Here is an 11,373-nt window from a genome sequence, read left to right as displayed (position 1 = left end):
GGCACCGGCGGCATTGGCGGCACCGGCGGCATTGGCGGCACCGGCGGCATTGGCGGCACCGGCGGCATTGGCGGCACCGGCGGCTCGGGCGGCACCGGCGGCTCGGGCGGGGGCTTGGGCGACTGTTGCGCCACGCACAGCACACCGGGTTGCCAAGACGGTACAGTCAGCACCTGCGTGTGCGCGATCGATCCCTTCTGCTGCAGCTCGTCGTGGGACTCGATCTGCGTCGGCGAGGTCGACAGCGCGGGGTGCGGCGTCTGCGGCTCGAGCGGCAACGGCACTTGCTGCACCACGCAGATCACCCCCGGCTGCTCCAACTCCGCCATCGCGAGCTGCGTATGCGCGACGGACAGCTACTGCTGCAGCACGGAGTGGGATTCTTTCTGTGTCGACGAGGTCGACAGTTTCGGTTGTGGCACCTGCTGACTCTCCCGCGCGGTTCTCGATCGCGCTGACAATCTGTCACGAGTAGCCAAGGCTTCACCCCGAGACGTGGTCAGATTGACGCAATCGAATGCGTCGAGACCCAAGATTCTTCGGTATTCCAGCGTGGCACGAGGGTTGCTCTCCTTTTGCCGTGATGAGCTCCCGAAGTTATCCCCATCGAGCCGGCCAGCGCGGCGTCACCCTGGTCGAGCTCGTCCTCAGTGCCACGGTACTGGCGGTCATCGTCGGAGCCTTGGCCCTTTTCGTTGCTCCCCGAGCCAACGTTCGCGAGGTCGACTCCACCGTGCGCGACGCACAGCGCATTCGTGACGCCGCCTTGGAGTGGCGTCGCGACAATCCGAGCGGCTGCCCCACGATCAGTCAGCTCGAGCACGAGGGCGCCCTGGCGCGGGACGCGACGGTGGACGATCCTTGGGGCGGACGGTTCCGTATCGAGTGTGACGACTCCGACATGAAGGCCGTCAGCGCCGGACCCGACGGCAAGCTCGGAACCCACGACGACGTGCTCGTCCCGCGCCCGCGATCCTGAGGTTCCGCGGCGAGCCGACAAGCTTTCTCTCAAGCAGCGCTGGGAACCGATCGGTACGGGGGGCGCCCCGCAGGCGCCGTGAGCATGGCGTGCGCCAGATACGGTTGCGCCAGCGGCACCAGGTCGATGCTGGGATCCAGCTGTTTGCCGAGGCCCTCGGCTACCAGGAGCGCGATGTTCACCACCGTAAAGGCGGGATCGATCTGCACGTGGTGTTTGCGCAGCACGTTCATCATGCCGCTCACGGCTTTGCTCACTTCCACTTCCCCGAGCTTCTTGCCATAGAGCTGCTCGAGGTTCTTCACCACGTCGCGCTCGAAGGCGGAGTAGTCCGTCCCCCCCACGGTGGGCGCGTAGGTGTAGAACAGCCGCGCTGCGGTGGCGCCGTCCTGCTGCGAGAGCGCGATGAACGTCTCCACCCAGGGCCGCAGGAGATCTCCGGGGATTTCGCTGACGAGACCGAGATCCACCAGCACCAGGCGGTCGTCCTTGGTCAGGATGATGTTGCCTGGGTGCAAGTCGGCGTGAACGAAGCCGTCGCTGAAGATCATCTTGAGCACCACTTCGCCACCCAGGCGCGCGAGCTTCTCGCGGTCCCCACCCACTTTTTCGGGCTCCGTGGCCTTCACGCCATCCACGAACTCCATGGCCACGACGCGTCGCGTGCACAGGGGGTCCACCAAGGCCGGCACACCGACGTTGGGGTTGTCGGCGAAGGCCTCGGCGAAACGCCGGTTGTTCGCGGCCTCGCCCAGGAAGTCGAGCTGTCCCTCGAGGGCATGGCCGAAGCGCTCGACGGCGCCCGGGAGGCTCAGCATGCGCAGCGCGCGAAAGCGATCGAAAAGGCGCGCCCAGAAACCGAGGATCGCCAGGTCCCGGTGAACCTGCGACGCGGCTTCCGGGCGCTGGACCTTGAGCGCTACGACGGTTCCGTCTTGCAGCACCGCGCGGTGCACTTGTGCCACGGAGGCGGCCGCAACCGGTGCGGAATCCAGCTCTCGGACTTGCGCGTGCTGCTCGTCCGTCCATTCCTCCGAAAGCACGCGTTCGATGGTGGCGAAGGACGCCGGCGGCACCTGATCTTGGAGCCGCGCCAAGGGCTCGATGACGCCGGGCGGCAATAGATCCGGGCGCGTGCTCAGGATCTGTCCGAACTTGATGAACGTGGCGCCGAGGCGTTCCAAGAGAGACGCGAGGGACTCGCCGATCAAACGCTGGCGGCGCTCTTCGGAGAGCCGTCCCGCGAATAGCCGGCGAAAGCCGTACACGAGGAACGCGCCCGCACAGACGAAGGCGATGTGAGCGAAACGCAGCCAGAGTCGAAACCAGCTCATGCGGGCGGCGGGAGCGTACAGCGTTTTTCATCCGATCGTGACCCGCCGAAGCCGGAACTGGTGGCTGGGGCGCCGATCCCTTATCCTGTCGGCATGCTTAGAGGGATGCTTCTGGGAACGTTGGCATTGGCGATGGTCGCGTGCTCGAGCGACGACTCGAGCTCGAGCGGCAGCGGCGGAAGCGCAGGCTCCACGGGAGGCAGCGGCGGAAGCGCGGGGTCGAGCAGCGGCGGAAGCAGTGGCAGCGGTGGAAGCGCCGCAGGCGGGGGCATGGCCGGCAGCGGCGGCATGGCCGGCAGCGGCGGTATGGCCGGCAGCGGCGGTATGGCCGGCAGCGGTGGCGCAGCCGGCGGCGGTGGTGCCGCGGGCAGCGGCGGCGCAGCGGGGGGCGGCGGTGGCGTCGCGTGCAAGTGGGGCGGCACGGCGTGTCCCTCGGGACAATACTGCAATGCGCCCGGTTGCGGAGATGGCACCTGCCAGGCGATTCCGACGGAGAACGATGCTCGCAAGCCGATCTGCGGTTGCGACGGCGTGAGCTACTGGAACGACAGCGTGGCGGCGAACGCCGGAGTCGCGGTGAAGGCGGCCGACGCCTGCAAGAGCGGCGCGAAGACCTGCGGCGGGCTCATCGGCGGCCAGTGCCCCAAGGGCACCTACTGCAACTACTCGCTGACCTCCTCCGGCATGTGCGGCGCTTTGGATCTGTCCGGCGTGTGCTGGGGCGTTCCTGCCAAGTGTCCGAGCGTCTTGATCGGACCCAACACGCGCCAGTGTGGTGCCAAGGTGTGTGCGAGCGAGTGCGAGCTCATCAAGAAGCAGGCGTACTACTACACGGACAGCACCTGCGTGCAGTGAGTCAGCGCCCGCGCTGAGCCAAGAGCCCGAGACCGAGCGCGAACGTGCCCGTGCCGATCCCCACCAGGATCGCGCACGGGTAGAGCAGCTCGGCCACGGAGAAACTGCGCCAGGACGCGCCTTCCAACGCCAAAATGCCCCATTTTACTGGGGAGATATCGGTGATGGGCAGCAGCCAGGACGGCATGGCGGCCAGCGGGACCATCGCTCCACCGATCATGGCGAGCAAGATCAGCGTCGCCCACCCGGCCCCCGCCACGGACTGCTCCGTGGTGCCCAACATGCTGAGCAGCATGGTGATGCCCACGAAGCACACGGCGGTCGCGAGCACCGCCAAGGACAGCGCCGCGACGCCCTCGAAGCTGACGCCCAGCACCAGCTTGCCGAGGGCTAGCAAGAGCAGCGCATCCAGCAGGCAAGCCGCGAAGCAGGCGAGAGCCTTTCCGACCAGGACCGTCGCTCGTGAGATCGGCGCGGCGCCCAGTCGCGCGTGCGTTCCGCTCGTGCGCTCGCTCACCATCGAAACCGCGAAGGTGGCGGCACAGCCCATGAGTCCCCACAGCACGGCGGCGGGAAACGCGAGATCGAAGGGCGACCGGTTCGGTGCACCGACCTTCACTTGCTTCATCGGCAGCGCTTCTACGCTCGACCCCCGCGCTGCTCGCGCGATCTCGCTCTTCAGCAGGGCAACTTCGGAGGCTCGCGCCGGATCGACCCCCAGCACGGGCTCGCCGCTTTCCGGCAAGCGCAGGTAAGCGGACTCCCGCCCATGACGCACGGCTCGTTGGGCGTCTTCCAGGGACATGGAGCGCACGTCGAGCCGATCGCTCTCCGACAATGCCTTGGCCAGGGGCGAATCTCGATCGTCGGCCACGACGACGACGGAGATGCGCCGCGAGGCCTCGTCCAGCGCAGAAGACATCACGCTGCCGAAAAGCAGGGCGAACGCCAGGGGAAAGCCCAACACCCAGAACAGGGCCACGCGGTCCCGGGAGAGCAACCGGAGGTCCTTCAGCGCGATGAAGACGGCAGCTCGCATCAGTCTCGAAGGCTCCGGCCGGTCAGGTTGAAGAACACAGTTTCGAGACTGGGGCGCTCGAGGGACAGGCTCGAGAGCCGCGGCTCGGCACGCATCAGCTCCGACAGCAACGCGAAGGGCTCATCCACGACCGCATCGAGCTTGGCTCCGTTCCAGTCGGCGAGGGTGAGCGGAGGAGGAGCTTCGAGCACCTCCGCGGTGACGCGATATCCGCCGCCGTAGCTCTGCACGAGCTCCTGAAGCCGACCCAGGGCCAGGAGCTTCCCGTTGTCCATCACCGCGACGCGATCGCAGAGACGCTCGGCCTCCTCCATGTAGTGAGTGGAGTAGATCAACGTGGTTCCCGTGTCCTTGAGGCGCTCGAGGCTGTCGAAGATGTGATTGCGGGACTGCGGATCCACGCCGGCCGTGGGTTCGTCCAGGAGCACCAAGTCCGGAGAGTGAACCACCGCCGCGGCGAGGTTCAGGCGACGCTGCATGCCACCGGAGAACCCGCCGACCCGATCGCGACGCCGTTCAGTGAGCCCGGCAATCGTGAGGGCGCGCTCCACGCCCCGGCGAAGCTCCGCGCCCCGAAGGCCGTACAGTCGAGCGAAGAACACCAGGTTCTCTTCCGCGCTCAGGCGCGGGTAGAGCGCCATCTCTTGGGGGGCGATGCCAATGTGCCCGCGAACCGATCGCGAGGTCACGGGCCCGAGACCGCGAAGCTCGATGCGCCCCCCATCCGGTCTCAGTAGTCCGGCGACCAAGCTCATGAAGGTGGTCTTGCCCGCCCCGTTGGGGCCGAGAAGGCCCAGGGTCTCGCCCCGTTCGACCTCCAGGCTCAGTGCATCGAGCGCCCGGCGGCGGCCGTAGTCTTTCCGCAGTCCTTCCACCGCGAGTAGCGCCGAAGCTTGGACACGGGCTGGTGAAAATCTAGACACTAACTAGACACCTAGGATTGACGCCCCTAATTGTCCACCTATACCTTAGACAACTCATGGTCAAAGGTTAGTCATGACGGAGCTGGATGCGATCTTGGTTGGAGGAGGGCTTGCGAACGGGCTGATCGCCCTCGCCCTGGCCACCTCCCGGCCCGGAAGCCGAATCCTGATCGTGGAGCGCGAAGCCGAGGTGGGCGGCAATCACGTGTGGTGCTTCCATGCGGACGACGCGGACGACGCGCCCTGGGTGGAGCCCCTCGTGGTGCGGCGCTGGCCCGGCTACTCGGTGAAGTTCCCCGAGCTGGCCCGCACCGTCTCGTCTCCCTACGCGGCCGTCACCAGCGACCGCTTCCGAGAGGTCCTGAAGAGCACGCCGGGGATCACGCTGCTCACGGGGGTCGAAGCCTGCGCTGTCTCTGCCAACACCGTGACTATCAAAACCGCCGGGGCGCTGCGGGCAAAGCAGGTGTTCGACGGCCGCGGCCCCAACCAACTGCCGTGCGAGACCGGCACGCACTTCCAAAAGTTCTTGGGTTTGGAGCTGCGGCTCTCACGACCCTCGCCCATCAGCGAGCCACTGTTGATGGACGCCCGCGTGCCGCAGACGGATGGGTTCCGATTCATCTACGCGCTGCCGTTCGACGAAGACCGGGTGCTCGTCGAAGACACCTACTTCTCGCCGACGGCAAACCTCGATGCTCCACGCTTGCGCGAGGAGATCATCGGATGGGCACACAGGCAGGGCTTCGACATCCAGTCCGTGGAGCGCGAGGAGCGCGGCGTGCTGCCCTTGCCGACCCGCATGTCGACGCCCGACCCGAGCGACGGCGCGCTGCGAACGGGGTACGGCGGCGGCTGGTTCCACCCGACGACGGGCTACAGCTTTCCCGTCGCGGTGCGCTTCGCGAAGGTCGTCGCGGAGAACGGCCCTGAAGAGCTTCGCCCCGCCCTTGCGCGGCTGGCGGCGCAGCACGGGCGTCAGCTGCGCTACGCGACGTTCCTGAATCGGCTGCTTTTTGGCGCGTTTTCGCCAGAAGACCAGCGCAACGTCCTCGAGCGCTTCTACCGACTGCCGGAAGCGAGCATTCGCCGCTTCTACGCCTTGAACACCACGACGAGCGACCGCGCACGGATCCTTTGCGGTCGTCCACCCCGTGGTTTTTCGCTGCGCGTGGCGTTCACGCGAGGAGCCGTCGCATCATGACCAATACCGCCTTCGTTCTGGAGCCGAAGACCCCGCTTGCGGAGCTTCTCGACGAGCAGTTCGAAGCTCGTCCGTTGAGCGAGCTCCTCGCCCTCGACAGCGAGTCCGTACCCTGGAGCGCCTGGGAGGACTCCCTCTACCAACCGCTCGCCGATTTCCTTTCCCGACCAGGCAAGGAGTTTCGCGCGCGCTTGGTGGACGTGGCGTGGCGCATCGCCGGGGGGCACGGCGAGCCACCGCGTGAGCTGCCCTGCATCGTGGAAGCGCTCCACGCCGGGTCGCTCATCGTGGACGACATCGAGGACGAATCCGCCTACCGACGCGGCGGCCCGGCCCTTCACATCACGCACGGCATACCCACGGCGCTGAACGCCGGCTCTTGGCTCTATTTCTGGCCCCACGAGCTGGTGTCCCGGTTGGACGTGAGCCCGCGGGTCGAGCTCCGGCTGCGTCGCTTGCTGTCCCAAACTCTGCTCCGAGCCCATCAAGGACAGGCGCTCGATCTCTCGGTGTGCGCCTACGACCTGTCCCAACGCGACGCGTGGGGCGTGGTGAGCGCGACGACGCGCTTGAAGACCGGTGCCCTGATGCAGCTCGCCGCGCAGATCGGCGCCGTCGCCGCTGATGGCCGGGCGGAGGTGGCCGAAGCCCTGGGCAACTTCGGCCGGGAGCTGGGCGTCGGGCTGCAGATGGCGGACGACCTCGGCGGGCTCACCAGCGAGAAGCGCTGCCACAAGGGCCACGAAGATCTGATCCACGCGCGCCCGACCTGGGTCTGGGCGTGGCTCTCCAGACAGCTGGACGCGGTGACTTACGCGCGGCTGGTGGCGCTGGGACGCGAGGTGGCCCGCGGCGACCTACACCCCGAAGCTCTGGCGGAGGAGCTCCGCGAACGCGTCGAGCGGCACGGCCGAAAGCGCATCCGGCGACACCTGTTCGTGGCCCTCTCGGCGCTCCGCTCGGTGGTGGGCGACGCGCCGGCCTTCCACGAGCTGGAACGCGAGATCGAAGAGCTGGAGGTGAGCTATGGCTGAGCGCGAGAGCGGTGCGCACGCGGTCGCCCGCCGCGCGGCGGTCATCGGTAGCGGCTTCGGCGGACTGAGCGCCGCCATTCGCCTGCAGGCCGCGGGGATCCCCACGGTGCTGTTCGAAGCTCGCGACAAGCCCGGCGGACGCGCCTACGTGTACGAGCAGGACGGCTTCACGTTCGACGCCGGACCCACGGTCATCACTGCGCCCACCTGCATCGAAGAAGTGTTCCAGGCGGCCGGCCGCAAGATGGAAGACTACGTGGAGCTCTTGCCCGTGCGGCCGTTTTACCGGCTCTTGTGGGACGACGGCGACAGCTTCGACTACGACGGCGACGGCAACGCCATGCTCGAGCAAATCCGAGCGCGGGACCCGAAGGACGCCGAAGGCTACCTCGAGTTCGTGGACTACACGCGACGGGTGTTCGAGAAGGGCTACGAGGAGCTCGCGGCAACTCCGTTTCTGCGCTTCATGGACATGGTGCGCGTGGCGCCGGAGCTGGCCCGATTGCGGGCGGACCGCAGCGTGTATCACGCGGTCGCCCGTTACGTGAAGGACGAGCACGTCCGCCAAGCGCTGAGCTTCCACTCCTTGTTGGTGGGCGGAAATCCCTTCGACACCAGCTCGATCTACACGCTGATCCACTACCTGGAGCGAAAGTGGGGCGTGTACTTCCCGCGGGGCGGCACCGGCGCGCTGGTGCAGAGCTTCGTGCGGCTGTTCCGTGAGCTCGGCGGCGAGCTCCGCTTGTCGAGCCCCGTGCGTCACATCGAGCTCGACGCCAGCTCGGGACGGACGCGCCATCGCATCACCACGGACGCACGCGCCGGCGAGCCGTTCGACCTGGTCGTGTCGAATGCCGACGTGCACCACACCTACGCGAAGCTGTACCAGGGCAACCGCGCCGCCGAAAAGACGGCGCGAAAGCTCGAGCGCGCGGAGTGGAGCATGTCGCTCTTCGTGCTCTACTTCGGCACGGATCGCCCCTACGACGTGGCGCACCACTCCGTGGTCTTCGGCCCGCGCTATCAGGGCCTGTTGGAAGACATCTTCCACGGCAACGCGCTACCGGAGGACTTCAGCCTGTACTTGCACGCGCCCAGCGTGACCGACCCGAGCCTGGCACCGGAAGGCTCCGCCACGTTCTACGTCCTGAGCCCGGTGCCCCACCTGGGCAACGCCGCCATCGACTGGGAACGCGTGGCTCCGGAGTACGCCGATCGCATTCTCGGCTCCCTCGAGCGGCTGATGCCGGATCTTCGCTCCCACGTCGTGACCCGCCGTTGGTTCACACCGCTGGACTTCCAAGCGGAGCTCGGCGCCTTCCATGGGTCGGCCTTCTCCGTGGCTCCGACGTTGACGCAAAGCGCGTGGTTCCGACCCCAGAATCGAGACCCGCGCATCCCGGGCCTGTACATCGTGGGGGCCGGGACGCATCCCGGCGCCGGGCTCCCGGGCGTGATCAACTCCGCGAAGGCCACGGTCGGCGTGATTTTGGCGGACCAGGCGAAAGAAGCCGCCGCGTGACGTCTTCCTGGCCGCGGGAGCTGCCGATGCTCGCCCCACGCGACGAGGACGCCCGCGTCACGTGTCTGCGGACGCTGCGCGCAGGCAGCCGGAGCTTCGCGCTGGCTTCCACGATGTTGCCGTCCGCGGCTCGCACCGACGCGGCGACGCTGTACGCCTGGTGCCGCCGCGTGGACGACGCCGTCGACCTGGTGCCGCAAGGCGCCCAGGGCGACGCGGTCGCGCGCCTACGCACGGAGCTGGCGTGCATCTATGCAGGACGCGCGCAGTCCGACATCACCCTGGCTGCCTTCCAGCGGGTGGTGCTCGAGCGCCAAATCCCCGTCGAGTACCCGTCAGAGCTCTTGGCGGGCATGGAGATGGACGCCCAGGGGACGGACTACCGAACGACGGAGCAGCTCCTGCAGTACTGCTATCGAGTGGCCGGCACCGTCGGCCTGATGATGTGTCACGTGCTCGGTGTGAGGGACGATCGCGCCCTGGTGCATGCCGCCCATCTCGGCATGGCCATGCAGCTCACGAACATCAGTCGCGACGTGCTGGAGGACTGGCAGCGCGGGCGGCTGTATTTGCCCGCGGAGCTGCTTCGAACCCAGCTCCGGCCCGGCCAGCCGTTGACCCAGAGCGCGCGAGACGCCTGCGCCCACGCGACCCGCGGCCTGCTGGCTCTGGCGGAGCGCTACTACCAGAGCGGCGACGCCGGGCTCCCCGCTTTGGGCTTCTCGTCGGCGCTCTCCATTCGTACCGCGCGGCTCGTGTACTCCGACATCGGCCGCGTGGTTGAACGGCGTGGGCACGATCCCGTCGCTCCCCGCGCGGTGGTGCCCCGCTGGCGAAAGGCGCTGCTCGTCGCTCGAGCCCTCCTCGCAGAAGGTCGGGAGCTGCCCCGGCGCATTCTCCGCCCCTCACCCCCCACCCTTCCAACTACCGTAGTGCAGTATCCCGATGACGTCCCTGGCCTCTGAACGCTTCGAGCACCCGCGCACGGGCTTCCTCCACGAGGTCCTGGTGTACGTCGGACGCATCCGCGAGTTCGATCGCACGGATTGGACCGTCTACGTCTCCTGGGTCGGCCTGATGCTGGGACTGGTGCTGTCCACCGGAGGCTTCTTGGTGGTGGGCCACGTGCATGGCGTGCGCTTCCCGGCGGAAGCTTGGCTCGTGCCGGTCGGCGCCGTGATCTTCTCCGTGAGCATCGCCGTCGACACCATCGGCCACCGCACCGTTTACAAGCAAGAGATCAGCGGCGCCGAAGGCCTGGTCCACGCCATCACCATCTTCTGCGGCATCGGTAGCTCCGTGCTGCTGTGCGCCGCCTACAGTCGCCCCCATGCCCTCTGGATCCCCGCGATGGTGCTGACGGTCCTATCGTTCGTCTACAGCCTGGTGGACGAGGCCTTCCATTGGCGCCGCTACGTGCGAAAGTACGCGGACCGGGTGGAGATGTGGAGCCACGTCGGCATCCTCACGGGGCATGGCATCATGATGTTGGGCTGGTGGTGTTGGTTCTTCGCGGGCTACCCGGGGGTCGCCGAAACACTGCCGCACCTGCCAGGTTGAACGCCCATGACCACCCTGCCCCCTTCCGATGCGCGCTACCGAATCGGAGCCGTGGCGCGTATGACGGGCGTGTCCACCCACGCCCTTCGAGCGTGGGAGCGGCGCTACGGAACGCTGCAGCCCGTCCGCACCCCGGCGGGAGATCGGCTGTACACGGATGCAGACGTCGATCGCGTGCGACTGCTCAAGGCGCTGATCGGCTACGGCTACGCCATCAGCGACCTGGCGAATCTCGCCGCGTCGGACTTGAGTCGCATGCTGAACGAGCACCGCGCGGTGCCAGTCACCGGTGTACCCGCCGACGAGATCGCGCGGCGCTATGTGGACGCCATAGAGGCGATGGACTTGGAGGGCGCGGAGCGCGTGCTGGCTCGCGCCAGCTCCAGCTTGGGTCCAGGGCGCTTCATCCGTGACGTCATCGTTCCCGTCCTTCGCTCCGTCGGCCAGCTCTGGGAGCAAGGCACGCTGTGCGTCGCGCAAGAGCACGTGGCATCCACGCTGGTTCGCGATCACATCGGCGCGCTGCTCCGTTCTCACTCGAGCAGAGCCTTCGCTCGTCGTACGGTGATCGCCACCACCCCGGCGGGAGAGCTGCACGAGCTCGGCGCTCTGATGGCGGCCGTGGTCGCAGCCATCCGCGGCTGCCGGACGGTGTATCTCGGCCCCAGCCTCCCCGCCGCGGAGATTGCCAACGCGGCCAAGCTGTCGGGGGCGGAGTTGGTGCTGCTGTCCTGCGTTTCGGACGACGATTCTTCGCTCTCGGACGAGCTCGTCGAGCTCGCCCGAGCGCTGCCCGCCAGCACGCGAGTGTTGCTCGGCGGGCGCGCCGCTCCCCCTTCGGAGGCGCTACCCCGAGGCATGGAGCGGGTCGATAGTCTGGACGAGCTGGAACGCAGACTGTCGAGCTGAGGGGAGTTGTTCTA

Annotated in this window: 12 protein-coding genes; 9 read left to right on the top strand and 3 right to left on the bottom strand. The window is 67.5% G+C overall.

Annotated features, from left to right (window positions below; translation table 11 throughout):
• Both H6717_33220 and H6717_33215 read left to right on the top strand, forming a co-directional pair.
• On the top strand, positions 1-429 hold a 429-nt coding region (locus tag H6717_33220; protein MCB9581942.1), incomplete at its 5' end, for a hypothetical protein.
• Positions 430-583: 154 nt separating this feature from the next.
• Positions 584-979: a type II secretion system protein gene (locus H6717_33215; protein ID MCB9581941.1), complete on the top strand. Its 396-nt coding sequence runs from the start codon at positions 584-586 to the stop codon at positions 977-979.
• A gap of 29 nt (positions 980-1,008) precedes the next feature.
• Here H6717_33215 and H6717_33210 read toward each other — a convergent pair whose 3' ends face one another.
• A complete protein-coding gene (locus tag H6717_33210; protein MCB9581940.1) occupies positions 1,009-2,313 on the bottom strand; it encodes an AarF/ABC1/UbiB kinase family protein in 1,305 nt (434 codons plus the stop codon).
• 93 nt (positions 2,314-2,406) lie between these two features.
• Between H6717_33210 and H6717_33205 the strand changes: the two genes are divergently transcribed.
• Entirely contained in the window at positions 2,407-3,168 is a 762-nt protein-coding gene (locus H6717_33205; protein ID MCB9581939.1) for a hypothetical protein, read from the top strand.
• 1 nt (position 3,169) lies between these two features.
• Here H6717_33205 and H6717_33200 read toward each other — a convergent pair whose 3' ends face one another.
• Positions 3,170-4,207 carry an ABC transporter permease gene (locus H6717_33200; protein MCB9581938.1) on the bottom strand — a complete coding sequence of 346 codons (1,038 nt, stop codon included), beginning with the start codon at positions 4,205-4,207 and terminating at the stop codon, positions 3,170-3,172.
• Positions 4,207-5,130: an ABC transporter ATP-binding protein gene (locus H6717_33195; GenBank protein MCB9581937.1), complete on the bottom strand. Its 924-nt coding sequence runs from the start codon at positions 5,128-5,130 to the stop codon at positions 4,207-4,209. Before H6717_33195 ends, H6717_33200 begins: the two co-directional genes overlap by 1 nt.
• Before the next feature lie 73 nt (positions 5,131-5,203).
• Between H6717_33195 and crtY the strand changes: the two genes are divergently transcribed.
• From crtY to H6717_33165, 6 genes are read left to right on the top strand one after another with little or no spacing between them, the layout of a single operon-like run.
• Positions 5,204-6,334, top strand: a complete 1,131-nt coding sequence (crtY, locus tag H6717_33190; GenBank protein MCB9581936.1) for a lycopene beta-cyclase CrtY — start codon at positions 5,204-5,206, stop codon at positions 6,332-6,334.
• Positions 6,331-7,368, top strand: coding sequence for a polyprenyl synthetase family protein (locus tag H6717_33185; protein ID MCB9581935.1), 1,038 nt, complete (start codon positions 6,331-6,333; stop codon positions 7,366-7,368). The genes crtY and H6717_33185 overlap by 4 nt, the downstream gene beginning before the upstream one ends.
• Complete coding sequence (locus tag H6717_33180; protein ID MCB9581934.1) at positions 7,361-8,890, top strand: phytoene desaturase; 1,530 nt, start codon at positions 7,361-7,363, stop codon at positions 8,888-8,890. Before H6717_33185 ends, H6717_33180 begins: the two co-directional genes overlap by 8 nt.
• Positions 8,887-9,855 (top strand): phytoene/squalene synthase family protein, encoded by a 969-nt coding sequence (locus H6717_33175; GenBank protein MCB9581933.1) that lies wholly within the window; start codon positions 8,887-8,889, stop codon positions 9,853-9,855. Before H6717_33180 ends, H6717_33175 begins: the two co-directional genes overlap by 4 nt.
• Positions 9,836-10,450, top strand: a complete 615-nt coding sequence (locus H6717_33170) for a hypothetical protein (protein MCB9581932.1) — start codon at positions 9,836-9,838, stop codon at positions 10,448-10,450. Before H6717_33175 ends, H6717_33170 begins: the two co-directional genes overlap by 20 nt.
• A 6-nt stretch (positions 10,451-10,456) precedes the next feature.
• Positions 10,457-11,359, top strand: coding sequence for a MerR family transcriptional regulator (locus tag H6717_33165; GenBank protein MCB9581931.1), 903 nt, complete (start codon positions 10,457-10,459; stop codon positions 11,357-11,359).
• Positions 11,360-11,373 lie beyond the last annotated feature (14 nt).

It is taken from the genome of Polyangiaceae bacterium, assembly GCA_020633235.1.
GTDB lineage: Bacteria > Myxococcota_A > Polyangia > Polyangiales > Polyangiaceae > JACKEA01.
Note: the sequence above shows the minus strand (reverse complement) of the source record. Positions and strands in the feature narration are given on the sequence as shown.